The 25,877-nt window shown below is 62.7% G+C and carries 19 protein-coding genes and 1 tRNA gene; 12 read left to right on the forward strand and 8 right to left on the reverse strand.

Translation table 11 applies throughout. The features are described from left to right. Nucleotides 1–119: 119 nt before the first annotated feature. Genes DMX11_RS12680 through DMX11_RS12700 form a run of 5 tightly spaced genes read left to right on the forward strand, consistent with a single transcriptional unit; the run spans nucleotide 120 to nucleotide 5,224 of the window. On the forward strand, nucleotides 120–1,301 hold the full coding sequence (locus DMX11_RS12680) for an SfnB family sulfur acquisition oxidoreductase (protein ID WP_110744833.1): 1,182 nt from the start codon (nucleotides 120–122) through the stop codon (nucleotides 1,299–1,301). Next, the gene (locus tag DMX11_RS12685) at nucleotides 1,301–2,686 is read left to right on the forward strand and encodes an LLM class flavin-dependent oxidoreductase (RefSeq protein ID WP_110744834.1); all 1,386 of its coding nucleotides are present in this window, start codon (nucleotides 1,301–1,303) and stop codon (nucleotides 2,684–2,686) included. Before DMX11_RS12680 ends, DMX11_RS12685 begins: the two co-directional genes overlap by 1 nt. Beyond that, nucleotides 2,679–3,479 carry a MetQ/NlpA family ABC transporter substrate-binding protein gene (locus tag DMX11_RS12690; protein ID WP_110744835.1) on the forward strand — a complete coding sequence of 267 codons (801 nt, stop codon included), beginning with the start codon at nucleotides 2,679–2,681 and terminating at the stop codon, nucleotides 3,477–3,479. Before DMX11_RS12685 ends, DMX11_RS12690 begins: the two co-directional genes overlap by 8 nt. Before the next feature lies 1 nt (nucleotide 3,480). Next, nucleotides 3,481–4,590: a methionine ABC transporter ATP-binding protein gene (locus DMX11_RS12695; protein ID WP_110744836.1), complete on the forward strand. Its 1,110-nt coding sequence runs from the start codon at nucleotides 3,481–3,483 to the stop codon at nucleotides 4,588–4,590. Continuing rightward, on the forward strand, nucleotides 4,580–5,224 hold the full coding sequence (locus DMX11_RS12700; RefSeq protein ID WP_110744837.1) for a methionine ABC transporter permease: 645 nt from the start codon (nucleotides 4,580–4,582) through the stop codon (nucleotides 5,222–5,224). The genes DMX11_RS12695 and DMX11_RS12700 overlap by 11 nt, the downstream gene beginning before the upstream one ends. Before the next feature lie 90 nt (nucleotides 5,225–5,314). Here DMX11_RS12700 and dibA read toward each other — a convergent pair whose 3' ends face one another. After that, a complete protein-coding gene (gene dibA, locus DMX11_RS12705; protein WP_110744838.1) occupies nucleotides 5,315–7,210 on the reverse strand; it encodes a phosphodiesterase DibA in 1,896 nt (631 codons plus the stop codon). Nucleotides 7,211–7,356: 146 nt separating this feature from the next. Here dibA and desA point away from each other — a divergent pair, with 146 nt between their 5' ends. Together desA and DMX11_RS12715 are read left to right on the forward strand one after the other, a co-directional pair. Further along, nucleotides 7,357–8,541: a delta-9 fatty acid desaturase DesA gene (gene desA / locus DMX11_RS12710; protein ID WP_110744839.1), complete on the forward strand. Its 1,185-nt coding sequence runs from the start codon at nucleotides 7,357–7,359 to the stop codon at nucleotides 8,539–8,541. 99 nt (nucleotides 8,542–8,640) lie between these two features. Beyond that, on the forward strand, nucleotides 8,641–9,669 hold the full coding sequence (locus DMX11_RS12715; protein ID WP_110744840.1) for a sensor domain-containing diguanylate cyclase: 1,029 nt from the start codon (nucleotides 8,641–8,643) through the stop codon (nucleotides 9,667–9,669). A 58-nt stretch (nucleotides 9,670–9,727) separates the two neighbouring features. Here DMX11_RS12715 and DMX11_RS12720 read toward each other — a convergent pair whose 3' ends face one another. From DMX11_RS12720 to DMX11_RS12740, 5 genes are all read right to left on the reverse strand, one after another. Then, nucleotides 9,728–10,969 carry a response regulator gene (locus DMX11_RS12720; protein WP_110744841.1) on the reverse strand — a complete coding sequence of 414 codons (1,242 nt, stop codon included), beginning with the start codon at nucleotides 10,967–10,969 and terminating at the stop codon, nucleotides 9,728–9,730. Between the two features lie 136 nt (nucleotides 10,970–11,105). Continuing rightward, nucleotides 11,106–12,383 (reverse strand): 4-aminobutyrate--2-oxoglutarate transaminase, encoded by a 1,278-nt coding sequence (gabT, locus tag DMX11_RS12725; protein WP_110744842.1) that lies wholly within the window; start codon nucleotides 12,381–12,383, stop codon nucleotides 11,106–11,108. A gap of 183 nt (nucleotides 12,384–12,566) precedes the next feature. After that, the gene (gene gabD / locus DMX11_RS12730; protein WP_110744843.1) at nucleotides 12,567–14,009 is read right to left on the reverse strand and encodes an NADP-dependent succinate-semialdehyde dehydrogenase; all 1,443 of its coding nucleotides are present in this window, start codon (nucleotides 14,007–14,009) and stop codon (nucleotides 12,567–12,569) included. A gap of 276 nt (nucleotides 14,010–14,285) precedes the next feature. Next, nucleotides 14,286–15,962 (reverse strand): aryl-sulfate sulfotransferase, encoded by a 1,677-nt coding sequence (locus DMX11_RS12735; RefSeq protein ID WP_110744844.1) that lies wholly within the window; start codon nucleotides 15,960–15,962, stop codon nucleotides 14,286–14,288. A 17-nt stretch (nucleotides 15,963–15,979) separates the two neighbouring features. Next, entirely contained in the window at nucleotides 15,980–18,319 is a 2,340-nt protein-coding gene (locus DMX11_RS12740) for a TonB-dependent receptor (RefSeq protein ID WP_110744845.1), read from the reverse strand. Nucleotides 18,320–18,512: 193 nt separating this feature from the next. Here DMX11_RS12740 and DMX11_RS12745 point away from each other — a divergent pair, with 193 nt between their 5' ends. Beyond that, nucleotides 18,513–19,427: a LysR family transcriptional regulator gene (locus tag DMX11_RS12745; RefSeq protein ID WP_110744846.1), complete on the forward strand. Its 915-nt coding sequence runs from the start codon at nucleotides 18,513–18,515 to the stop codon at nucleotides 19,425–19,427. Between the two features lie 51 nt (nucleotides 19,428–19,478). Here the strand turns inward: DMX11_RS12745 and DMX11_RS12750 are convergent, their stop codons facing one another. Together DMX11_RS12750 and DMX11_RS12755 are read right to left on the reverse strand one after the other, a co-directional pair. Further along, nucleotides 19,479–20,384: a TauD/TfdA family dioxygenase gene (locus DMX11_RS12750; protein WP_110744847.1), complete on the reverse strand. Its 906-nt coding sequence runs from the start codon at nucleotides 20,382–20,384 to the stop codon at nucleotides 19,479–19,481. Between the two features lie 40 nt (nucleotides 20,385–20,424). After that, nucleotides 20,425–21,462 carry an ABC transporter substrate-binding protein gene (locus DMX11_RS12755; RefSeq protein WP_110744848.1) on the reverse strand — a complete coding sequence of 346 codons (1,038 nt, stop codon included), beginning with the start codon at nucleotides 21,460–21,462 and terminating at the stop codon, nucleotides 20,425–20,427. Nucleotides 21,463–21,759: 297 nt separating this feature from the next. On the opposite strand from DMX11_RS12755, the gene DMX11_RS12760 reads away from it, so the two are divergent. The 4 genes from DMX11_RS12760 (at nucleotide 21,760) to DMX11_RS12775 (ending at nucleotide 25,598) form a co-directional block, all read left to right on the forward strand. Beyond that, nucleotides 21,760–23,373, forward strand: a complete 1,614-nt coding sequence (locus DMX11_RS12760; RefSeq protein ID WP_256590613.1) for an ABC transporter permease — start codon at nucleotides 21,760–21,762, stop codon at nucleotides 23,371–23,373. Next, nucleotides 23,370–24,233 carry an ABC transporter ATP-binding protein gene (locus DMX11_RS12765; RefSeq protein WP_110744849.1) on the forward strand — a complete coding sequence of 288 codons (864 nt, stop codon included), beginning with the start codon at nucleotides 23,370–23,372 and terminating at the stop codon, nucleotides 24,231–24,233. The genes DMX11_RS12760 and DMX11_RS12765 overlap by 4 nt, the downstream gene beginning before the upstream one ends. A gap of 100 nt (nucleotides 24,234–24,333) precedes the next feature. Continuing rightward, nucleotides 24,334–24,410, forward strand: a tRNA-Arg gene (locus tag DMX11_RS12770). Nucleotides 24,411–24,515: 105 nt separating this feature from the next. Further along, on the forward strand, nucleotides 24,516–25,598 hold the full coding sequence (locus DMX11_RS12775; RefSeq protein WP_256590614.1) for a site-specific integrase: 1,083 nt from the start codon (nucleotides 24,516–24,518) through the stop codon (nucleotides 25,596–25,598). Nucleotides 25,599–25,877 lie beyond the last annotated feature (279 nt).

Genomic DNA, 25,877 nt, shown 5'->3' on the forward strand with positions numbered 1-25,877 from the left:
CGCGGCCCTTCGCGGGCTTGCCCGCTTCCACAGGATTGCCACCGCTTGAACTGGCATCACTTTACCTGTGGGAGCGAGCAAGCCTGCGAAGGGCTGCGAGGCGGCCCCCGGAGAACTTTATGACAATCGCTATCATCACCAGCGACGCCCAAGCCCTGGCCGTCGCCGAAGACATCGCCCAGCAACTGCGCCGTGACAGCGCCCTGCGCGACCGCGAACGCCGCCTGCCACACGCCGAACTGGAGCTGTTCACCCGCTCCGGGCTGTGGGCCATCAGCGTGCCCAAGGCCTTCGGCGGTGCCGGAGTGTCCAACGTCACCCTGGCCAAGGTCATCGCCCGTATCGCCCAAGCCGACGGCTCGCTCGGGCAGATCCCGCAAAACCATTTCTACGGCCTGGAAGTGCTGCGGGTAAACGGCACGCCCGAACAGCAACAGCGCCTGTATGCCGAAGCGCTGGCTGGCCGCCGCTTCGGCAACGCACTGGCTGAACTGGGCACCAAGACCGCCAACGAACGCACCACCCGCCTGAGCCGTGACGGCGATGGCTTCCGTATCAATGGCCGCAAGTTCTACTCCACCGGCGCCATCTACGCCCAGCGTATCCCCACCTCGGTGGTCGACGATCAAGGCGTGCAGCACCTGGCCTTCGTTCCGGCCGACAGCCAAGGCCTGCAGGTAATCGACGACTGGAGCGGTTTTGGCCAGCGCACTACCGGCAGCGGTTCGGTCGTGTTCGACAACGTGTATGTCAGCGCCACCGACGTGGTGCCGTTCCAGAGCGCTTTCGAGCGCCCCACCCCGGTCGGCCCGCTGGCACAGATTCTCCACGCCGCCATCGATACCGGTATCGCCCGCGCCGCCTATGAAGATGCCCTGCACTTCGTGCGCACCCGCAGCCGCCCGTGGGTCGATTCCGGCCTGGACAAGGCCACGGATGACCCCCTGACACTGAAAAGCTTTGGCCACCTGGCAATCCGTCTACACGCTGCCGAAGCACTGCTGGAACGTGCCGGCGAGTACCTCGACCGCGCCCGCGACGACAGCAGCGCCGACAACATCGCCGCAGCCTCCATCGCCGTTGCCGAAGCTCGTGCCATCAGCACCGAAATATCCCTCGCCGCCGGTACTGCCCTGTTCGAGCTGGGCGGCAGCCAGGCGACGCTGGCCGAGCACAACCTGGATCGCCACTGGCGCAACGCCCGCGTGCACACCCTGCACGACCCGGTGCGCTGGAAGTACCACGCTATCGGCAACTATTACCTCAACGATGCCAACCCACCACGTCGGGGGACCATCTGATGGCCAGGCAGATCCTGCTCAATGCCTTCAACATGAACAGCATCGGGCACATCAACCACGGCCTGTGGACCCACCCACGGGACACCTCGCCCCAGTACAAGACCCTGGACTACTGGACCCGCCTCGCACGCCTGCTGGAGCGTGGCCTGTTCGACGGGCTGTTCATCGCCGATATCGTCGGCACCTACGACGTCTACGGGCAGTCGCTGGACGTGACCCTCAAGGAGTCCATCCAGTTGCCGGTCAACGACCCACTGCTGCTGGTCTCGGCCATGGCTGCGGTCACCCGCCACCTGGGGTTCGGCCTTACCGCCAACCTGACCTACGAGGCGCCGTATCTGTTCGCCCGGCGCCTTTCCACCCTCGACCACCTGAGCAATGGCCGGGTGGGCTGGAACATCGTCACCGGCTACCTCGACAGCGCCGCCCGGGCCATGGGCCTGGAACAGCAACCCGAGCATGACCGTCGCTACGACCAGGCCGATGAATACCTGCAGGTACTGTACAAGCTGCTGGAAGGCAGCTGGGCCGATGACGCAGTGGTCGCCGACCGCCAGCAACGTGTCTATGCCCGGCCCGACAGGGTGCGCAAAGTCGAGCACCACGGCGAGTTCTACAAGGTCGACGGCTACCACCTGTGCGAGCCCTCGCCGCAGCGCACCCCGGTACTGTTCCAGGCCGGCAGCTCACCGCGTGGCCTGGCCTTTGCCGGCAGCCATGCCGAATGCGTATTCATCAGCGGCCAGGACAAGGCTGCCACCCGCTCTCAGGTCGACAAGGTACGTGCTGCAGCGCGGGCTGCCGGCCGTGACCCGCAGGCGGTCAAGGTGTTCATGGGCATCACGGTGGTGGTCGCCCCGACCGAGCAACAGGCCCAGGCCAAGCATGCCGAGTACCTGCGCCACGCCAGCGCCGAGGCTGGGGTTGCGCACTTCGCGGCATCCACCGGGATCGACTTCGCCGCCTATGAATTGGACGAGCCGATTGCCTTCAGCCAGGGCAACGCCATCCAGTCGGCCACGCGCCAACTGCAAGACAACGCCTGGACCCGCCGACGCCTGTTGCAGCAGCACGCCCTGGGCGGCCGCTACGTGACGTTGGTCGGCGCGCCCGACCAGGTCGCCGAACAGCTGATCGCCTGGATCGACGAAACCGGGCTGGACGGTTTCAACCTGACCCGCACCGTCACCCCGGAAAGCTTCGAAGACTTCATCGACCTGGTCATTCCGCAACTGCAACAGCGTGGCCGTTACAAGACCGCCTACGCCGAAGGCACCCTGCGCCAGAAGCTGTTCCAGGCCGCGCACCCGCACCTGCCCGCCGACCACCCCGCTTCGACTTATCGCTTCACCCCATCCCCGACTGGAGCCCTGCACCATGCTTGAAAAACTGTTCCGGCCCGTCGCGGCCATCGCCATTACCCTCGGCATGGCCGCCACTGCCCTGGCCGCCGAACCCTTGAAGATCGGCACCACCTCGGCCTTTGCCATCCCGCTGGAGGCCGCCGTGGAAGAAGCGCACAAGCAAGGCCTTGAAGTGAAGCTGATCGAGTTCAGCGACTGGATTGCGCCGAATGTCAGCCTCAACAGCGGCGACATCGACGTGAACTACTTCCAGCACACCCCGTTCCTGGAAAACGCCAAGGCGGCTGCGGGCTTCAACCTGGTGCCGTACGCCCCGGGCATCATCAACAACGTCGGCCTCTACTCGAAAAGGTACAAAAGCTTCGCCGAACTGCCAGAAGGCGCCAGCGTGGCCATCGCCAACGACCCGATCAACAGTGGCCGCGGCCTGCAACTGCTGGCCAAGGCCGGTTTGATCACGCTCAAGCCCGGGGTCGGCTATAAAGCCACCGAGGACGACATCGTCGCCAACCCGAAAAAGCTGAAGATCCTGCAAGTGGAGGCAGTGCAACTGGTACGTGCGTATGACGACGCCGACCTGGTGCAGGGTTACCCGGCCTACATTCGCCTGGCCAATAGCTTCGATGCAGGCTCGGCACTGCTGTTCGACGGCCTCGAGAACAAGGAGTACGTGATCCAGTTCGTCATTCGACCGCAAAGCAAGGACGACCCGCGCCTGGCCAAATTCGTCGACATCTACCAACACTCGCCAACGGTGCGCGCAGCGCTCGACAAAGCCCACGGCAAGCTGTACCAGGCCGGCTGGGAAGGCTGACATGAGCCAGACCAGCGCGCTCAGGGCGCCCGTCACCTCATCACTACCGCTGACGGCCAGGGAGCAAGCCCTACGGCCGGAGGTCAATCAAGCCCATGTGCGCTTCATCGGCCTTGGCAAGACCTACCCGGGTCAGGCGCAACCGGCTCTGCAAGGCATCGACCTGAACATTCGGCATGGCGAGATTTTCGGCATCATCGGCCGCAGCGGCGCCGGCAAGTCGTCGCTGCTGCGCACCATCAACCGCCTGGAGCAACCCAGCCAAGGCCGGGTGCTGATCGACCAGGTCGATATCGCGCCGTTCGACGAAGACCAACTGGTGGCGCTGCGTCGGCGCATCGGCATGATCTTCCAGCACTTCAACCTCATGTCAGCCAAGACCGTGTGGCAGAACGTCGAACTGCCTTTGAAGGTGGCAGGGGTGGCCAAGGCCGAGCGCCAGCGCAAGGTGCGCGAGCTGCTGGAGCTGGTCGGCCTGGAGGAGAAGCATCAAGTGTATCCGGCGCAGTTGTCTGGCGGGCAGAAACAGCGCGTGGGCATTGCCCGGGCGCTGGTGCATGACCCCGAGATCCTGCTGTGCGACGAGGCCACATCGGCGCTGGACCCGGAAACCACCGCCTCGATCCTTGAGCTGCTGCGCGACATCAACCAGCGCCTGGGCCTGACCATCGTGCTGATTACCCACGAAATGGCGGTAATCCGCGATATCTGCCACCGGGTGGTGGTATTGGAGCGCGGTGCTGTGGTCGAACAGGGCGAAGTCTGGCAAGTGTTTGGCTCCCCACGCCACGACGTCACCCGCACCTTGCTCGCGCCGTTGCAGGCTAGCCTGCCTGCCTCGCTGCAAGCCAGCTTGCGGGCCAGCCCGGCGAGCCGCGACAGTGCCGTGGTACTGAAGCTGACCGTGCTCGGCGAGCCAGAGCTATCCGCCCTGTTCAATGACCTGGGCGGCCGTGTGCGCTTGCTGCAGGGCGGCGTCGAAACCATCAGCGAGCACGCCTTGGGGCGGTTGATCCTGTCGGTGCAGCATGCGCCGTACGATACCCATCAGCTGTTGGAACGGGCCCGCCGCTGGGCCGAGGACGTGGAGGTACTGGGCCATGTGGTTTGACCGCCTGCTGCAAGGTTTGCTCGACACCCTGCTGATGGTTGGCGTGTCGTCGTTGATCGCCCTGCTGGTGGGGGTGCCGATGGCGGTGTTGCTGGTCACCAGCGACAAGGGCGGGATCTTCGAGGCGCCGCTGCTGAACCGGGTACTGGGTGCCTTCGTCAACCTGTTCCGCTCGATCCCGTTCCTGATCCTGATGGTCGCACTTATCCCCTTTACCCGCCTGCTGGTGGGTACTACCTATGGCGTGTGGGCGGCGGTGGTGCCGCTGACGATTGCTGCCACGCCGTTCTTTGCACGCATAGCCGAGGTCAGCCTGCGTGAAGTCGACCATGGCCTGGTGGAGGCCGCGCAGGCCATGGGTTGCAGGCGCTGGCACATTGTCTGGCATGTGCTGTTGCCGGAGGCACTGCCGGGCATCGTCGGGGGCTTCACCATTACCCTGGTGACCTTGATCAACTCCTCGGCCATGGCTGGGGCGATCGGTGCCGGGGGCTTGGGCGACATTGCCTATCGGTATGGGTACCAGCGTTTCGACAGCCAGATCATGCTGACCGTGATTGCCATGCTGGTGGCATTGGTGGCGCTGATCCAGCTTGGCGGCGACCGCCTGGCGAAGGGCTTGAACAAACGTTGAGCATGACCTGGGAAATTTAGTGGGGCGTAAGTCGAGCGCCGCGCGGGCAGCGCTCGCACTCACAGGCGCTGCCCAACTTGCGCCATACCCTCAATCCCAGCGCAAATCCCCAGCCGGCACCGGTCGCCCGAACCAGTACCCCTGCCCCAGCTGGCACTGCTCCTGTAGCAGGAAGCTGGCTTGCTCCGCCTGTTCGATGCCCTCGGCATGCACCTGCATGCCCATGCTGCGTGCCAGGGCGATGATCACCCGTACAATCGCAATGTCATCTTCATCCAGCGGCAAGCCGGCAACGAACCCCTGGTCGATCTTCAGCTTTTGTACCGGCAAACGCTTGAGCCGCAGCAGCGATGAATAGCCGGTGCCAAAGTCATCAATGGCCAGGGTCACACCCAGTTCTCGCAAACGGTGCAGTTGCTCCAGCGCCACCTCCGGGTCTTCCATCACCGCGCTTTCGGTGACTTCCAGCTCCAGCAGGGCCGGGTCCAGGCCGGTTTGGTGCAGCACATCGGCCACTTGGCGGTACAGCTCGTGCTGGCCAAACAGGCGGCTGGAAATGTTCACCGCCACAAAGGCCAGCTGACGGCCTTCCGCTTGCCATTGCACCATTTGCCGGCATGCCTGGCGCAGCACCCAGGCGTCGATCTCGGCAATCAGCCCGCTGCGCTCGGCAATCGGAATGAACCCGCCCGGCGGCACCAGTCCACGCTGCGGGTGCTGCCAACGCACCAGCGCCTCGACGCCGACCTTGCTGCCGGTCGCCAGGTCGTGCACCGGCTGGTAGAACACCCGCAGTTCATCGTGCTCAAGCGCCCGGCGCAGCTCACCGGCCGTCTCCACCCGGTGCTGGGCGTGGGCGGTCAGCTCTTCGGTGTACAACGCATAACACGCGCGGCCATTGCTCTTGGCCTTGTACAAGGCCGAATCGGCATTGCGCAGCAATTGCTCGGCACTCAAAGCATCGCTGGGGAACAGGCTGATACCGGCGCTGACACTGATGAACAGGCGATGGTCATCGAACAGGAACGGCTCGCGCATGCGCTCGATAACGCTTTGCGCCAGCTTGCCAGCCTGGCCGACCTGCTGGCAGTTTTCGGCCAATACGCCAAACTCGTCGCCGCCCAGGCGCGCCAACGTCACGCCAGCACCCAGCACGTCACCCAGGCGTTCGCCCACCAGCTTCAGCAGCTGGTCACCGATGGTGTGGCCCAGGCCGTCGTTGATGCTCTGGAAATGGTCCAGGTCCAGCAACAGCAGGGCACACCCGCGCTTGTTAGCCTGGGCGGCGGCCACCGCCTGCTCGACGCGGTCGCTGAAAAGCAGGCGATTGGGCAGGCCGGTCAGCGGATCGTGGTGGGCCAGATAGGCCAGTTCCTGTTCCGAATGCTTGATCGCGCTGATATCACTGAACACCGCCACATAATGGCTCAGCTCACCCTCATCATCGCGGATGGCGCAAATGGTCTGCCATTGCGGGTAGATTTCGCCGCTTTTACGCCGGTTCCAGATTTCGCCGCTCCACTCGCCCTGCTCGGCCAGTGTGGCGAAGATCTGCTGGTAGAAGGCCAAGCCATGGCGGCCCGATTTGAACTTGTTCGGGCGCTGGCCGACGACCTCGTCCTGCTGGTAACCGGTAATGCGCATGAAGGCGCGGTTGACGTGCACGATCAGGCCCTGGCGGTCGGTCACCAGCACACCTTCGAGCGTGCTGTCGAACACCGCGGCGGCCATGCGCAGGCGCTCGCGGTCCTCACAACGCAGGCGGGCACCTTGGCCAATGAAATTGAGCAGGCGTACCCGCGATACATAGATCAGCACGGCACTGAGCAGTACCCAGACCACCACGTTGATCTGCCGCCCCACGGTCAGTGCCAGGGGGTCATCAGTCATGCTGTGCAGCACTACCTCGGCCAGCGCCAGCCAGAGGATCGAGAGCACCACATACAGCGCAGCCATGCGCAAGGCGTCGCGAACAGAAACAGACATGTCGGGTGCGATAGCCCATCAAGAAGGAGGGGGCATTATAAAGGCTGAAACATGCCGTGACCTCCTATCTGAACAGTTGACTGGTTTTATTTCCCTACCAAGGGATAATCACCCCTTTCCCCCGCATTACGAGGGTTTCTACACCTATGTGGTACAACGGCCTGCTCGACTTGTCGGCCTGGCAACTGGTCGGCATCACCCTGCTGATGACCCACGTGACCATCGTCAGCGTCACGGTCTACCTGCATCGCTACTCCGCGCACCGGGCGCTGGAGCTCAACGGTGTGCTCAAGCATTTCTTCCGCTTCTGGCTTTGGCTTACCACGGCACAGAACACCCGCGAGTGGACCGCGGTCCACCGCAAGCACCACGCCAAGTGCGAAACCCCCGACGACCCGCATAGCCCGGTACACAAGGGCCTGGGTACGGTGTTGCGCAAAGGGGCCGAGCTGTACCGCGAAGAGGCACGCAACCCCGAAACCCTGCGCATCTATGGCAAGAACTGCCCTGAAGACTGGATCGAGCGCAACCTCTACTCACGCTACAAGCTGGGCGGCATTGCGTTGATGGCGGTGATCGACCTGCTGTTGTTCGGCACCATCGGCATCACCATCTGGGCGGTGCAGATGATGTGGATCCCGTTCTGGGCCGCCGGTGTGGTCAACGGGCTGGGCCACGCGCTCGGCTATCGCAATTTCGAATGCCGTGACGCCGCCACCAACCTGGTGCCGTGGGGCATCGTCATCGGTGGCGAAGAGCTGCACAACAACCACCACACCTACCCCAACTCGGCCAAGCTGTCGGTCAAGCGTTGGGAATTCGACATGGGCTGGGCGTGGATCCGCCTGTTCTGCCTGCTGCGCCTGGCCAAGGTGCAGCGCGTGGCGCCGATAGCCCACCGGGTCGCAGGCAAAGGCAGCCTGGACATGGACACCGCCATGGCCATCCTCAACAACCGCTTCCAGATCATGGCCCAATACCGCAAGCTGGTGATTGGCCCTCTGGTGAAGCAGGAACTGGCTCGCGTCGATGCCTCGGTTAGCCATCACTTCCGCCGCGCCAAACGCCTGCTGTCGCGTGAAACCAGCCTGCTCGAAGACCGCCATCATGTGCGCATCGAGTCGATGCTGGCGCACAGCCAGGCGCTGAAGACCATCTATGAGAAGCGCCTGGCGCTGCAGCAGATCTGGGCGCGTACCAGCGCCAATGGTCACGACATGCTGGCCGCCATCAAGGAATGGGTACATGAGGCCGAAACCAGCGGTATCCATGCCTTGCGTGACTTCGCAGCACAACTCAAGACCTACTCCCTGCGTCCGACTGGCGCCTGACCGCCGTTGATCGGTACGCCCCAGAGCGGGGCGTACCGCTTGGAACTTCCCCCCCTCCCGCTCACTCAAACTTGGCACATCGCCCGCGTGGCGGGCCGGATGCTGGCCGCACGCTTTCACGTTGAGACCCGCTTCGTGCTCATGGCCAAGAACATTCCAACCACACTGCCCGGCATTCCACCACCCGAGGCTGCCCAGACTTTACTGGCGTTACTGCATGCCCAAGGCGAAGTTGCCCGCCTGAGCGAGCGTGAACAGCTGTTCAGCTCGTTGCTCGACAGCGTCAACGCAGTGCTTTGGGCCTTCGATTGGGAAACCCGCCAGGTGCTGTACGTCAGCCCTGCCTACGAGCGCATCTTTGGCCGCCCGGCCAGCCTGGTGCTGGCCGACTACAACGAGTGGCGCGACAGTATTTACCCCGACGACCTGGAGTTCGCCGAACGCAGCCTGGCCCAGGTGCTGCTCAAAGGCGCGGTGGAAGACCGCGAGTACCGCATCATCAATGCCGACGGGCAGCTGCGCTGGTTGAGCGACAAGTGCTACATCAACCAACAGCGCGACGGCGACCGGGTGATCATTGTCGGCATCGCCGAGGACATCACCGAGAAGAAGCAGCTGGAAGGCGAACTGCAACGCCTGGCCACCACCGATGTGCTGACCCAGAGCAGCAACCGCAGGCACTTCTTCGAATGTGCCCAGCAAGCGTTCGACAGCGCCCGCGAAGACGGTACGCCGCTGGCCTTTCTGTTGCTGGACATTGACGACTTCAAGTGCATCAACGACAGCTACGGCCACCAGGAAGGCGACCAGGTGCTGCAGCACATCGCCGACAGCGGCAAGGCTGTGCTACGCCGTGGCGACTTGTTCGGGCGCATTGGGGGCGAGGAGTTTGCGGCGGTATTCCCGGGTTGCGCTGCGCAGGTAGCAGAGCAAATTGCCGAGCGCCTGCAGCGACAGATCCAGCGTTTGAGCTTCAGCCATGGCGAACAGACTTACGGCGTGACGGTGAGCCAAGGGCTGACCGGGCTGACCGATGAAGATGTGACCCTGGACAGCCTGTACGCCCGGGCGGATGCGGCGATGTACCAGGCCAAGCGACAGGGCAAGAACCAGATCGTGCGCGGGTGACTATTTTTACCCCACGACTCAAACAGCCAGCGCGAATGCTGTGGGAGGGGCCCGGACCTCAGCCTGAAGTGGCATCCTCAGGCGGCTTGACCTCAGGGTTTTCCACCTTACGCAGCCTTTTCAGCTCCGGCAGGCCCAGCTTCAGCAAACGCGCCGTCTTGCCACTGGCCAGTTTCTCCAGCCCCTGCTCGGCCGGCAGCCGCGATAACTGCCCTGCCAGGTTCATGGCCAGGATCTCCCGCGAATAAACGCCGCCACCCAACTGGTAAATCGCCGCGATCAATTCGCGCAAGGCCAGCGGCAGACGCCAGCGTGTACGTAGCGCCGAGCCGAACGCCGCCCCGAACTCATCCAGCGATTGCTGCACGTTGCGTTCATCCAGCTCGCCCCCGGCCAACCGCCACTCTTGCAGGCAGCGCAGCACCGCCAGGTCGCCCAGGCAATGCAGCAACCCCGCGCAATAGCAGCGGCCTTCGTCCAGCTCGAGCATGCGCGCCAAGGTCCGACCATATTCGGCGGTATGCAGTGAAAGGTCCCAGTACCGGGCGGCGTGCTGCGCCAGCAACGGGTCGCTGAGCCGCGCGCTGCGCTTGAGGGTCATGCCCAGAATGAGGTTCATGCTCTGGGTACTGCCAAGCTTGTTCAAGGCCTGCAGCAACGTTTGCACTGGCGCTTCACGGTGCAGCGCGGCACTGTTGGCGGCCGCGATCAACACGGCGGTAACCTGCGGGTCGTTACGCACCTCCTCTTCCAGCACCTTGAGGTTCAGGCCCTGGGGATTGAGCGCGCGCTTGATCGCCAATTGCACATCGGCCAGCAGCGGCCCGCCATCGGCATTCGCCCGGCGCTGTTCCAGATAGGTGGGCAGGTTGGCACCCGCCTGCAAGGCCGGCACCGGGCAGGCGATTTCTTCGCCAACGGCCACCAGCAGCTCTTCCAGGCGTTTGCGCAGGGTATCCAGATTCAGCGGCTTGCTCAGGTAAGCCGTGGGGTGCAGCGGCAACGCTTCGCGCACGCTGGCGCTGTCGCTGCGGTTGCTCATGAGGATGAACGGCAGCGCCAGCCCCTTGGCGCGCACCTTGCGCAACAGGTCGAGGCCGTCGACACCGGCCAGCTCACGCGCGGCGATGATCAGGTCGGGTTTGCCAGCCAGCGCGCTGAGCGCCTGCGAGCCGTCTGCACACACCTGCAAGCGGGCGTCACAGCGCACGCTGAGCAGCATTTCGCTGAGCATGTCACGTACCCAAGGGTCGCCTTCGACAATCAATACGCTTGGTGGGGTGGGGTCTGCAGCGTTCATCGCCAACTCCTGAAAATCCCTGACACACAGTCCTTCGCAGCTTCCTGAGCAAGTCCTTCCACAACCATAGCGCCACATGGCTTTTCATGGCACAAAAAAAACCCGCCGAAGCGGGTTTTTTCTGAAGCGTGTCACATCAAGCGATTTCAGCGAAGCACTCTTCGATGATAGCCAGGCCTTTGTCCAGCAGCGCGTCTTCGGCGGTCAGCGGAACCAGGATTCGCAGGACGTTGCCATAGGTGCCGCAAGACAGCAGGATCAGACCCTTCTCACGTGCCTTGGCCACAACCTGGCCAACAGCAGCAGCGTTAGGGGTGTGAGTGCCCTTCTCGAACACTTCGACGGCAATCATCGAGCCCAGACCACGGACGTCGCCGATGATCGGGTGCTTCTTCTGGATTTCACGCAGGCCGGCGGTCAGGCGCTCACCCACAGCCTTGCTGCGGTCCAGCAGTTTTTCTTCTTCGAACACTTCGATCACGGCCAGGGCCGCGGCGCAAGCGATCGGCGAGCCGGCGTAGGTACCGCCCAGGCCGCCTGGAGCGATGGCGTCCATGTACTCGGCCTTGCCGCACACACCAGCCAGCGGGAAGCCGCCAGCGATGGATTTGGCGAAGGTGGTCAGGTCAGGCGCAACGCCCATCTGTTCCATGGCGAAGAAGGTGCCAGTACGGCCAGCGCCAGTCTGTACTTCGTCGGCGATCAGCAGGATGCCGTGCTGGTCGCACAGGGCGCGCAGGCGCTTCATCAGCTCTTTTGGCGCTGGCAGGAAGCCGCCTTCGCCTTGAACAGGCTCGAGGATGATCGCGGCGATGTCACGCGGCTCGGCGTCGTTCTTGAAGATACGCTCGACCGAGGCAATGGCGTCGTCAACGCTGATACCGTGCAGTTCGCTCGGGAACAGGGCGCGGAAAATGCCGCCTGGCATCAGGCCCATGCCAGCGGAGTACGGCACGACCTTGCCGGTCAGGCCCAGGGTCATCATGGTACGGCCGTGGTAGCCGCCGGTGAAGGCGATGACGCCGGCGCGGCCAGTGGCGGCACGGGCGATCTTGACAGCGTTCTCAACGGCTTCGGAGCCGGTGGTGACCAGCAGGGTCTTCTTGTCGAAGTCGCCTGGTACCAGCTTGTTGATCTTTTCGCACAGCTCTACGTAGGGTTCGTAGGCCAGCACCTGGAAGCAGGTGTGGCTGACCTTGGTCAGCTGCTCTTGCACCGCTGCAACCACTTTCGGGTGCAGGTGGCCGGTGTTCAGTACTGCGATGCCGCCGGCGAAGTCGATCAGTTCGCGGCCTTCAACGTCGATCACGGTCGAGTTCTTCGCGGTGTCGACGAAGATCGGGTGGATCTGGCCGACGCCACGTGGGACGGCAGCTACACGACGTTGCATCAAGGATTCGTTGGTCTTGCTCATAATGCCCTCATTGCGCCGGTTGAATATGGCGCTTTTATTCGGGGGTGGCTGGGAGTGCTCGCGAACAGTATTCGTTGATCGACTGCCGTGAACGCCCTGGCCACCAGGTACTGCGATGTAAAAAAGGCCAGCGAGGCGTCGCTCTCGCGCCCCGCTGGCAGAGGTAAAGCCTTTACCCTGCTATCAGACGCTGATGCACAGGTATTTGATTTCGAGGTAGTCCTCGATACCGTACTTGGAACCTTCGCGGCCCAGGCCCGAAGCCTTGATGCCACCGAACGGCGCCACTTCGTTGGAGATCAGGCCGGTGTTGATACCCACCATGCCGTATTCCAGGGCTTCGGCAACACGGAACACACGGCTCATGTCGCGGGCGTAGAAGTACGAAGCCAGGCCGAACTCGGTGTCGTTGGACATGGCGATGACTTCGGCTTCGTCCTTGAAGCGGAACAGCGGCGCCAGTGGGCCGAAGGTCTCTTCCTTGGCGACGGCAGCAGTCTTCGGTACGTCGACCAGGATGGTCGGTTCGAAGAAGTTGCCTTCGATGAGCTTGCCACCGGACAGCACTTTGGCGCCTTTGGAAACGGCGTCTTCAATGTGCTCCTGGACCTTGGCGACAGCCTTGCCGTCGATCAGCGGGCCAGTAGTGGTGCCGTCTTCCAGACCGTTACCGATCTTCAGCTTGGCAACCGCAGCGGCCAGCTTCTGGGCGAACGCATCGTAGACGCCGTCCTGCACGTAGATACGGTTGGCGCAGACGCAGGTCTGGCCGTTGTTGCGGTACTTGGAGATGATCGCGCCCTCGACCGCCTTGTCCAGGTCGGCGTCGTCGAACACGATGAACGGGGCGTTGCCACCCAGTTCCAGGGAAACCTTCTTGATGTCCTTGGCGCATTCTTGCATCAGCTGGCGACCGATTTCGGTCGAACCGGTGAAGGACAGCTTGCGTACCAGGGAGTTACCGGTCAGTTCGCCGCCAACTTCGCCAGCGCTGCCGGTGACCACGCTCAGCACGCCAGCCGGGATACCGGCGCGGTGGGCCAGCTCGACCAGGGCCAGGGCGGAGTACGGGGTCTGCGAAGCAGGCTTGAGCACCATGGTGCAGCCAGCGGCCAAGGCCGGGCCGGCTTTACGGGTGATCATGGCGGCCGGGAAGTTCCACGGGGTGATGGCCGCGGTAACGCCGATTGGCTGCTTGATGACGATCAGGCGCTTGTCTGGCTGGTGGCCAGGAATGGTGTCACCGTAGACGCGCTTGGCTTCTTCGGCGAACCACTCGATGAACGAGGCGGCGTAGGCGATTTCGCCCTTGGCTTCGGCCAGTGGCTTGCCTTGTTCGGTGGTCATCAGACGAGCCAGGTCGTCCTGGTTCTCGATCATCAGTTCGAACCAGCGACGCAGCTTGGTCGAACGCTCTTTGGCGGTCAGGGCACGCCAGGCCGGCAGGGCCTTGTCGGCAGCTTCGATGGCGCGGCGGGTTTCCGCGGTGCCCATCTTCGGCACGGTACCGATGACTTCACCGGTGGCCGGGTTGGTCACCTTGATGGTCTGGCCATTGTCCGCATCCAGCCACTCACCATTGATATAGGCTTGCTGGCGGAACAACTGAGCGTCTTTGAGCTGCATGTCGGCTTCCCGAATTGTTGATTGTTGAAAAGCGCCCAAGGCAGGGCATCGAGCGTTTGAAATCTCAAACGAATGCTAAGCGGCTGCTGGGGTGTTGGACAATAGGCTGTTCGAAAAAAAGAACGAATGGTTGAACAGCCGGGCGGAAATTTCATCATTTGGGTAGTGGCAACCGGTCTCTTCGCGGGCACGCCCGCGAAAGGGCCGTTACAGGTTAGACGAATGAACTGAAAGAAATGTGAAGGGAGGACCGACGGCCCTCCCGAAGGGGGTGCATCAGAATGCCTTGGCCAGGTCGATCACCAGAGCCCTGTAGCCAACACTGCCAGGCTGCCGGCTATGCACCTTCAGCTCCACCAGCACCTCCTGCGTTCCGCGCCGCACCTCGTTGAGCACGGTGGTGGTCAGTTTCTCGGGGGTGAGGAAGTTCACCGAAGCCGAGTAGATGAACTGGGTGTCGGTCTCTGGCCGGTAGGCCACCACCGAGGTCACCGGGCTGTACCACTCGTCGCCACGCTCCTTGCCGTACTCCCACACCTGCTCGACCGTACCCTTGCCCTCGTCGATACGGTACTCCACCGCCCGGCTATAGTTGCCGGCAAGCTTGGTTGGCGCAAAGTCGCGCCCCCAGCCGTTATCGAACACAGTCAACGTGCCTTTGCCGGTGAGCCAAGCAGTGTGCTGGGTCCACGACCAATCGAAGTTTTCGCTCGCGACCGGTGTCAGCACCTTGTCGCGCAAGCGCTCAGGCCAGCCTTGGGGCGAGGCAAGAATCCATTTCACCTGCTTGTCACGCCCAATCTTCACCACGCCCTGATGCCGTGCTGAAACGATGATGCTGTCGTCATCGGCGTCGTAGTCGATGGCATTGACGTGGGCCCAGTTGCGCCCGGTACCCACACCCGGGGTATCGCCAAAGGGCAAGTCACCCTCGGCCAGCTCGTTGGCCAGCCGCTCGTCCTGCTTCTGCACACCCGGCGGCAACTGGATGGCCGCCTTGCCCAGGGTCTCCAGCAGGTCGCCGCGGTACGGGTCGAGAATCTGGTTCAGGTCCCAGAAGTCCAGCACATCCCCGGCCTCGTTGACCTCGATGATGTGGTCACGGATCGAACGCACGCGTTTGCCATCGGGACGGCGGTAGTCGCTGGTGCCAACCCGTAACAGGTAAGTGCCATTGGTGGTCTCGCGGATTTCGTGGGAGAAATCGGCAAATTTGTCAGGCAGGCTGCGCTGCCAGATGCGTCGGCCCAGCAGATCGTACTTGGAGTAGGTCTGGCCCTGCCCCCAGATCAGCTTGCCATCGCGGGTCTGCTGGAAGCCCATGGTGCCGCCCAAACTGTCACGGCGGTTAGAGTCGTGGATCTGTTCAATATCCAGGTACCAGCGCACATCGCCATTGCTGTCGGCAATCCAGTTGTTGCCCACTTGGTCCCATTCTGCTGCGCCGCCCAAAGCGTTCCATTTAAAGGCGCGGCCACCAGGAATGTCACCTTGCAAGTGGTTGAACAGGTACAGGCGTTTTTCGAACCCTGCTGCGACCTTGATCGGCTCGACCTCCGGTAGCGCGGCAGTCTGCCTGGCCACCACCGGCAGGCGGACGGCCGGAGCGTAGATCTGGTACTGCTCGCGAACACGCTCGCCGTCCAGCTTGTAGGTCACCTCCACCTGGTTGACGTGGTCCGGGTACAGACCGAATACCGGGATACCGCCGTAGGTCCACAGCGAACGGTCGGAGACTTCGTAGGTAATGTCGACACCGCGTTCGCCGCGGCCCAGCACGCGCACGTGCGCGTTACTCAGGCTACGCCCTCCGTCGCGAATGATCGCGGTCAGCGGCGCCAGGCGATACGGGTTGACCACTACATCACCGAGCAGCGCCTCGCCACGCTCGGGGACCTTGGCGGTCAGGCACGCGCCTTCAGGCAGTACAGGGGTTTCGGTCTTGGCATTCATGGCAAAGCTCCTTGTGCTCAGAAGTCGTAACGGGCAGTGGCACCGAACGTACGCGGCGTGCCTAGCACGCCGGCATAGCCACCGTTGGCGGAGTTCCACAGGCTGGTGAAGTAGGTCTTATCGCCGGCGTTTTTCACCCACAGCGACAGGTCGACCACGCCGTCGCCCTGGTCCAGGCGCACACCAGCGGAAAGGTTGACCAGCGCGTAGCTGGGGATCTGGCCGAAATCGGAATCGTCGATGGTGCCCACTGCCTTCGAACGGAAGGCGTAACTGGCGGTGACGTAGGGCTCGACATGCTCGCTGGCCTGCCACTTGTACTGCGTGTTGAGGTTGGCGATGTACTTGGAGGCGCCAACCACCTGGTGCCCGGACAGGTCGCAGGTGGCGGTGGCGTTGGCCAGGCTCACTTCGGCCGGGCATGGTGCGTCCTTGTATTCGGTGTAGCGCACGTCGTTCCACGAGCCGTTGAAGTTGACCGTAAGGCCGCGGATCGGCAGCGCCGTGGCCTCGAACTCCAGGCCACGCGAGCGCACGCGGCCGGCGTTGGCCAGGTACTGCACGCGGTTGATCTGGTCATAAACGTTGGCCTGGTAGCCGTGCACTTCGGCCCAGAACAGGTTGCTGTTGAGCTGCAGGCGGCCGTCGAACAGGGTGCTTTTCAAACCCAGCTCGGCATTGTTGACCCGCTCGGTGCCGACCAGCAGCGAATCGGTGCCCAGCCGGGGCGCAGCGCCAACCGTGAGGTTGATGCCACCAGACTTCTCACCATGGGTCAGGGTGGCGTAGCCCAGCAGCTGTTCGTTGAAGCGGTAGCTCAGGCCCAACAGGCCGGAAGGGCTGAAGCTGTACTGGTTGAGGTCACCCGAATCGTAGGCCCCTATGCGGGCCTGGCGCGCGGCAGCAGCAGCCCCGGTGACAGCGGCGCCGCCCTCCGGTGCATCGCGGGTCACCCAGGCGCTCTTTTCTTCATAGGTGCCCCGGATGCCGGCGGTAAAATCCAGCCGGTCGGTGACATGCCAGGTGCCTTGCGCGAACAGCGCATAGCTGTCGGTATCGATGTGCCCATCGCCAATGGTATTGACGTTGTTCAGTGCCCCGGCTGGTGTGAGGTTCCAGACATCCGCCTGCGGCCCGTAGTAAGTAAAGGATTTATTGTCCAGATCCTGCTTGAAGTAATAGGCACCCAGCACGTAGTCGAAGGCGCCACCCGTAGGTGAAGCCAGGCGAATTTCTTGCGAGTACTGCTTGTCACGTACCGAAACCCCGGCGCTATAGAACACTGGCACGTTCAGACCATCGTCGTTGCGCGGGGTGAAGTCCCACCAGCGGTAGGCAGTGATCGACGTCAGGGTGAAGTCGTTGGGAAGGGTCCAGTTGGCCTCCACCGAAGTGCCGCCCTGGAACACCGTCACCTGCTGGTCAGCGTCGAAATTGACCTTGCGGTCCTTGCCCGACACCAGCGTTGCGCCCGCCTGGGCAGCCAGGCTTTCGTAGCGGTTCACGCCATTGATGGTGGGGCCGGTGCTGTACAGGCTGAGGATGCCGTTGTTGGAGTCTTCTTCGTTGTATTCGCCTATCCAGCGCAGGTTGAAGGTTTCGCTGGGTTTGAACAGCAGCTGTGTGCGAAAGCCTTGGCGCTTGCCGCCGTTGAGATCGTCACCGTTGTGGATGTTCTTTACATAGCCGTCGTCTTCGGTGCGGTAGGCACTGATGCGGCCGGCCAGGGTATCGCTGAGCGGCCCCGAGAAGCTGCCTTGGGTTTGCAGATAGCCGTCCTCCCCGATCGACTGCTGAATGCTGCCTTCACGGTGGAAAGTCGGCTTGCGCGTGGTGATGTTGAGCACGCCGGCAGTCGTGTTCTTGCCGAACAGCGTGCCCTGCGGGCCGCGCAGTACTTCCAGCTGCTCCACATCCAGCAGGTCGAATACCGCCATGCCGGGGCGACCGAGGTAGACGTTGTCGAGATAGATGCCAACGCTGCCCTCCAAGCCATCGCTGGCCGGGTTGTTACCCAGGCCACGAATCGAGATGCTCGACTGGCGGGCATGCACGTAGGCGACGTTGGTGCTGGGCACCAGCTGTTGCAAATCCTGCACGCGGTAGATGTGCTGGGTTTCCAGGGTTTCGCTGTCGAGTACGCTGATCGGCGTGGGCACGCTCTGCGCGGTTTCTTCGCGGCGGCGGGCGTTGACTGTGACGGTGCCTAGCTTGGCTTCCTGCTCCACCGTCGGGCTGGCGGCTATGACCGCGTCTTCAGCGAAGCTGCCAGAGGATGCCGCCAGCAGTACGCCAGCGGCCAAGGGTTGCAGGGTGAAACGCGACGCGCGCGCAGGCCAACGGGAAAGTCCGGACATGCAAATGCTCCTTGAGGCATGGGCCCTGGGCGAGCATTTCCGTTGGCGGAACCGAATCGCGGTAAGTCGGGCTTATATTCTTTTAAGATATATAAATATTTGTATTTCATATTTTGTGGAATAAGTAAGTCCCTTTATAAGGGGACTCACCCTTGTCAGCAATTGCATTTCACCGAAGGTTTCAATGTAGAAAATGCATATCGATCTGCGTCAGCTGCGCCACTACATCGCCCTTGTCGAACACCGCAGCTTCGTCGCGGCAGCGGCGGCGGTGAATCTGTCGCAATCGGCCTTCAGCCGTAGCATTCAGACCCTGGAACACAACGTCGGCTGCCGCCTGGTCGACCGCGCCAGCAAGGAGCTGGCACCCACCCGCCAGGGTCTTCTGGTGCTGGAGCACTCGCGGCGGCTAGTGCATGGGGCACACAAGCTGGTTAACGAAATTCACCAGTTCAACGGTGCCACCACCGGCGTGGTGCGCTTCGGTTCCGGCCCAGCGCCGGCCGGTGGCCTGGTGCCGCGGGCGGTAGCGCGCTTCGTTGCCGAGTACCCGGCGGCGCGAACCTGCTTCCAGGTGGACAACTGGCAAGCATTGAACCGTAAGCTGGTGGCCGAGGAGATCGAGTTCTTCGTCGCCGACACACGCCAGTTCGAATCCGACCCGGATTACCAAGTGCACAAGCTGACGCCACAGCGCTGGCATTTCTGCTGCCGCGCCGGGCACCCTCTGACGCAGCAGGAGATCGTGCAGGCGCGCGACCTGTTCGACTACCCGATGGCCACCACCTTCCGCCCGCCGAACATCCGCAAGATCCTCAGCGACCTCAGCGGGCGGCAGGACTTCTTGCCAGCAGTGGAGTGCGAACACGGGTATGCGTTGCTGAATGTGGTAATGCATTCGGACACCATCGGCATTGCCTGCAATGCCAATTTGCAGCCGTATCAACGCGAGGGTGGGCTAGTGCAGTTGAAGCTGGCGGACCTTACGCCGGAGCAGGAAGAGGCGTGCCATACCCGCTATGGCGTGGTAAGCCGGGTGGGGTATGGCTTGTCGCCGTTGGCGCAGGCACTGGTCAGGCAGTTGATTGCCTGTGATACCGAAATGTAACAGGCGGGTACCCCGCCTGTGAGCCCGCTCCCACAGGGTCATCTGAACCTCTCAGCCCTTGCGAGTTGTCCGGCTCAACTGGCCATCCACACCCACCGGCACCTCCCCGGCCAAGGTCACCCGCCGCACCACGCGCGGCTGAGTCCCATAATCATCCACCGCATAATGCTGCGTTGCCCGGTTATCCCAGATCGCTACGTCCCCCGCCTGCCAGCGCCAGCGCACGGTGTTCTCAAGGCGCGTCACATGCCCTTGCAACACCGCGAACAGGTGCTGCGAATCCGCCAACGAATAACCCTTGATGCGCTTAACGAAGTGCCCCAGTTGCAGTACCCGCTCGCCACTGATCGGGTGCACTCGCACCACCGGGTGCTCGGTCTCGTACACCGTGGAGGTGAAGACCTTGCGATAACGCTCCAGCTTGGAGGGGTCCACGTCAGGCTTGATGCTGGCGTAGTCGTACTCGTTGCTGTGCACCGCCCACAGTTTATTGGCCAGCTCGCGCAGCGGTTCAGGCAGCTCTTGATAGGCCGCAGCCGTGTTGGCCCACACGGTGTCGCCACCGGAGGCAGGCGCCACCACGCTGCGCAGGATCGAGGCCTTGGGGTAGGCGTCGACGAACGTCACGTCGGTGTGCCAGGAGTTGGCCCGCTGGCCCTCGGCGCCGTCGAGCTGCAACAGGTAGCTGGTGCCGTCCACCACCGGCACGGTGGGGTGGGCCACGGGCTCGCCGAGCAGCTTGGCGAAGGCTTCCTGGCTGTGATCATCGAGGTGCGTCTGGCCACGGAAGAAAATGACCTTGTGTTTCACCAGCGCAGCCTGAATGGCATCGAGGGTGGCGGCGTCGAGGTCGGCGGACAGCTGTACCCCGCGAATTTCGGCGCCGATACGCCCGGCGACCGGGTGAATATCGAGTTCGAGGGCTTGTGGCGCGGTGGCCAGGGCGGCATTGCTCATGGTTGTGGTCCTTGCGGTGATGGTCGGGTTGCTTGCGGGTTCAGCGGGCGGCCTGTACGGCCTGTTCCTGTTTCAGCGCGGTATCGAGGAAACGCGGTTCGATCCAGTCGGCCACCTGGAAGCCACGGCGGATCAGGCGCTCCTTGGCTGCCAGGTCGACGCCCTGCTGCAACTGGCTGACAAAGTCGGCGTCCAGCCGCGGGTCGAAGTAGTGGGCAAGGTCTTCCTTGGCCAGGTCATCGCTGAGGATGCTGCGCGGCCAATTGGCGTTGCTGGCCACCAGGTCGATGTAGGCCTCGCGGTTGTGCTCGTCGCGTAGCCAGGCGCTTGCCTGCTCCTGGGCATTGACCAGGCGCTGCACCAGCTCGGGGTACTTACGTATGAAGTCGCCAGTGCCCAGCAGCACTGCCTGGGTACTGCCGGCACCCTGCAGGTCACGCGAATTGACAGGCAACTCGACCAGCCCACGCTCTCGCAGCGACAGCAGGTTGGACAGCCCCCAGGTGGCGTCGACCTGCTTGGCCGCCAGCGCAGCATTGGCGGCATTGAAATCGAGGTTGATCACTTTCAGCTCGCGCTCGCTCAGGCCCTGGCTGGCAAGGGCGCTGGCGAACGACAGCTGGTTGGCAGTACCGCGGAATACCGCAACGCGCTTGCCCTTGAGGTCGTGCAAGGTATTGATGCCCGAACCGGGCACCACACCCAGGTAGCTTTTTACCCCGCGCACGCCGGCAGACAGCACACGGGTGTCGAGGCCGTTGGCCTTGCCGACGATCGCTGCCAGGTCGCCCAGGTAGGCGAAGTCGGCCTGGCCGTTGGCCAACGCTTCGTTCACCACAGGCCCGGCGCCCTTGAAGAAATGCCAGTCGATGCGGATGCCATCCTTGGCGAACTCCTTCTCCAGCAGTTGCTGGTCACGCAGCACATCAACCACGCCACCGGCGCTGGGCTTGTTGCCAGCGCTAAGGTCGGGCACGGCGATGCGGATACTTTGCGGCTTGGCGGGTTCAGCGGCATGGCCGCTGAGGCTGAAGGCCAGCCCAAGGGCGGTTATCAGGTGACGCAACGGGGTGTTCATGGCAAGGCTCCTTGGCAGGCTGCCACCGGCGATGGCCGGCGCTTTGGCCAGAAGCTAGGCAGGTCTGGTTAGAACCTACAAAGATCAAAACTTCATTCTTCAGTAACTGAAAGACATAAATCACGCGCTATGCGGCCCCGAGCCAGGGTTGCGAAAAACGCATCGAAAATATGAGGAAAACGCAATGGATAGAGGCTTCCGCATGCAGTGAGTGCATGGTCTTATCTCTTGAACGTTTATTTTAAGATTTTTTAATTCCTTAAATGCATAAACTAAAAACGTCGCGAGAAATGGCCGATGAATGGAGTTCTTAATAAAGATCGGGGGTGGCCTCGGGGGCCGCTGGGCGGCCCATTCGCGGCGCAAGGCCGCTCCCACAGAGGCCGCGCAGCCCTTGCACAGTGGGTGTTGCCTTGGGTGGTGCCGGTAACCATCGCCCTGCTTTGGGTGCTGGCTACTCGGCAGCACTGGATGAGCGAGCAGATACTGCCGGCGCCGGCGCTGGTGTGGCAGAGCGCTTTGGAGTTCGGCTCCGGCGAGCTGTGGGGGCACCTGTGGATAAGCCTACAGCGACTGTTCTGGGGGCTGACGGTCGGCATCGGCAGTGGCTTGCTGCTGGGGGTGTGGCTGGGAGGCTCGCGGCGGGCTCAGACTTTGGTTTTGCCGACCTTCGTGGCGCTGGCGCAGATTCCCACGCTGGCCTGGATTCCGTTGTTCATGCTGTTCTTCGGCATTGGTGAGCTGCTCAAGCTGGTGGTACTGGTGAAAGCAGTGGTGGTCCCCGTCACCTTGCACACGCTGGTTGGGGTGCGCGATGCCCAGCCCAAGCTGCGTGAGGCTGCTGCAGCATTGCGCCTGCCGCGTCACCTGCTGTTTCTACGCCTGTTGCTGCCGGCCGCCCTGCCCGCTTTCCTTACGGGCATACGCCTGGCCTTGGCCACCGGCTGGACCTCGCTGCTGGCGGTCGAGCTGCTGGCCTCCAGCGAAGGTATCGGTTACCTGATGGTGTGGGGCCGGCAGCTGTTCATGCTCGACCTGGTGCTGCTGTGCATCCTGGTGATCGGCCTGGTCGGCGCGGTGCTGGAGCATGGCTTTTCAGCAGTGGAAAAGCGCCTGCTGTACTGGCCGCAAGCGGCCACCGGGGAACAGCAGCGTGGCCCCGTACCGAGCGGTTGGCAAAGCCTGCTGCTACCGCTGGCGCTGTTGGCATTGTGGCAGGCCAGCACCCGCTTTGGCTGGGTCGACAGCAACATCCTGACCTCGCCACTTGAAGTGCTACGGACCTTGTTGATCGGCCTGGCCGATGGATCGCTGCCGCAGGCCTTGCTGCTGAGCCTGCAGCGCACCCTGAGCGGCCTGCTACTGGGCGGCAGTGCAGGCCTGTTGGCCGGGTTGCTGCTAGGGTTGTCCAGCCATGCCGAGCGCCTGTTCGGCGCAAGCCTGACAGCAGTACGCCAAGTGGCCCTGTTCGCCTGGGTACCGCTGCTCACCGCCTGGTTCGGGCTGGGTGAAGGGGCCAAACAGGTGTTTGTCGGCATGGCGGCGTTCTTTCCACTGCTTATCGCCACCCAACGGGGCATTGCCAGCCTCTCGCCGCAACTTGGCGAAGCGGCCCGTACCCTGCGCCTGAACCTCTGGCAGCGCTTGCGCCTGCTGGTGCTGCCCGGCGCGGCACCGGCGATCTTCGCCGGCCTGCGGCTATCGCTGATCTACGCCTGGCTGGGCACCATTGGCGCCGAATACTTCATGCCCTCGGACGGCGGGATCGCCAGCCTGATGATCGGCGCGCAGCAACTGTTCCGCATGGACCAGGTGATGGCCGCCATGCTGCTGATCGGCCTGGTCGGCGCCCTGCTCGGCACCCTTGGACAACGCCTTGAATCGCGCGCCACGCGCTGGAGAACCGCATGAACGCCTTCAACACCTCGCACCTGCACGCGGCGAACCAGCCCGACGCCACCCCGCCCTTGGTAAGTTTCGAGGAGGTTGGCAAAGTATTCTGCGTCGACGGCCAACCGCTCGAGGCCATCCGCAACTTCAACCTGTCGATCAATCAGGGCGAGTTCATCGCCATCGTGGGCGCCTCTGGCTGTGGCAAGTCCACCCTGCTGCGCCTGCTGGTGGGGCTGGATACGGACTACAGTGGCAGCATTCGGGTCGACGGCCATGCGGTCGGCGGCATAGGTGGCGAGCGCGGCATCGTGTTTCAGGAGCACCGCCTGTTTCCGTGGTTGAACGTGGAACAGAACATCGCCCTGGGCCTGGTCAACGAACCGCTCACCCAAGGCGAACGCGCCCGGCGGGTGCATGAATTCGTACAACTGGTGGGGCTGGTCGGCTTCGAGTCGGCCTACCCGCACCAGTTGTCCGGCGGCATGGCGCAGCGCGTGGCGATCGCCCGTGGTCTGGTCGCCAGCCCGCGTATCCTGTTGCTCGACGAGCCATTCGGCGCGCTGGATGCATTGACCCGCCAACAATTGCAGGACGAGCTGCTGGCCATTCGCGAACGGGCCGGCATCACTATCCTGCTGGTGACCCACGATGCAGAGGAAGCCACTTACCTGGCCGACCGGGTAGTGGTGCTGGAGCCGCGTCCGGGGCGGATCAAGTCGGTGGTGGAAATCGACCTGCCGCACCCGCGCTTGCGTACCGGCGTGGCCCTGCACGGCCTGCGCGAAAAAGTGCTGCACCAGATCACCGGCGACGGTGACTACCTGCCAGCGCCGGCTCGCCGGGTAGAAGGGCTGCGGCCAGAGCTGATAGCACTCTGACTTGCAGTCCCCCGCAGGGGTCTGCTCTAAAAGGGTAAAAAAGGCTACAGATCAAGGCGATGGACTCCAACGGCGCAGATGGGTATGATGCCTGCGCGTTGCACTCGTAGCTCAGCTGGATAGAGTACTGCCCTCCGAAGGCAGGGGTCGTGGGTTCGAATCCCGCCGAGTGCGCCATCTTCTTTCCCTTGTGTCACAAGGGGTTAGCGCTTCTGACAGAAACCTGTCCTAGTCCTGAAAGTCGTTTTTGCCACAAATTTGCCACACTCAAGTGTGGTGGGGATGGTCGAAATGGCAACAATCAGGAATCGCGGCGAGTATCAGTGGGAAGCGCAAATTCGCCGTAAGGGCTATCCAGCCCAGCGCAAAACCTTCGAAACCAAAGCCGACGCCCAAGCCTGGGCACGTATGATCGAAAGCGAAATCGACCGGGGCATCTTCGTCTCTCGGGTCGAGGCTGAACGTACCGCCTTTCATCAACTCATCGATCGCTATATCTCCGAGGTCGCTCCGAAGCACAAAGGCGCGTACTCGGAAATCAAACGCCTGGAAGCGCTCAAGCGTCATCCGCTGGCAACACGCATCGTTGCGACCCTCACCTCTTCAGATTTTGCCCGCTACCGTGATGAGCGCCTGAAGATCCGCAAGGGCAATACGGTGAAGCGTGAGCTGGCTTTGTTCCAGTGCGTGATTGAGGTCGCACGCCGCGAGTGGGGTATTCATCTTGCGGAGAACCCGGTGCGGATGGTTAGCCGCCCAAGCTACAACGACGAACGCTCACGGCGGCTCGATCCGGTTGAAGAGCAATACATCCTCGGCGCGTTGGAGCTTTGCGAACGCCGTCCGGACGGCACCTATGCTGATGCCTCTCACAATCCTTGGATACGCCCCATTGTCCAACTGGCGATTGAAACAGCCATGCGGCGTGGCGAGATTTTCGAGCTGCGCTGGAAGCACGTGAACCTGGACCGCCGGACCGCTCATTTGCCAGCGACCAAGAATGGATTGCCGAGGACGATTCCGCTCTCACCCAATGCGATCCAACTGCTGAGAGGACTACCACGGTCCCTGTGCGGTCGAGTATTCCCAACCACCGCTGATGCTCTCAAAAAAGCTTTTGTGCGGGGGCTGGAGCGCGCGCGGTCAAAGTACTTGGCTGACTGCGAGCAGGCATGTGTGGCGCCTCAGGAGGACTTTCTGCTCGACCTGCGCTTCCACGATCTACGACATGAAGCTACATGCAGGCTCGCGACCAAGCTGCCGAACCTGATCGAGCTAGCAAGCGTGACGGGGCACCGGGAGGTGAACATGCTGAAGCGGTATTACAACATTACGGCGGAGGAACTGGCAGCGAAGCTGGCGTGACGCCCCCTCGCCGTGTCAACGAATGCTTTTCGGGAAATTGCACCTAGTTTGACCAAGCGTTTGCATCCTACTTGACCATCTGCTTGCATTCGACTTGACCAGCCATTTACATCGGATGCGCCAGCGCACGGGTACGTGTTGACCGGCAGGAATCGACCCATTGCGGACGTTCGCCATAAGATCGTCTGCGCCTATGAGATCGAGCGCCGCCCGCGCGGCGCATCGCGAGCTGCGCTCGCTCCTACGTCTATTTCGGGCCAATTATTCCTGTGAGGTTTG

The sequence above is a fragment of the Pseudomonas sp. LB-090624 genome (assembly GCF_003205205.1).
In the GTDB taxonomy this organism is placed as follows: domain Bacteria; phylum Pseudomonadota; class Gammaproteobacteria; order Pseudomonadales; family Pseudomonadaceae; genus Aquipseudomonas.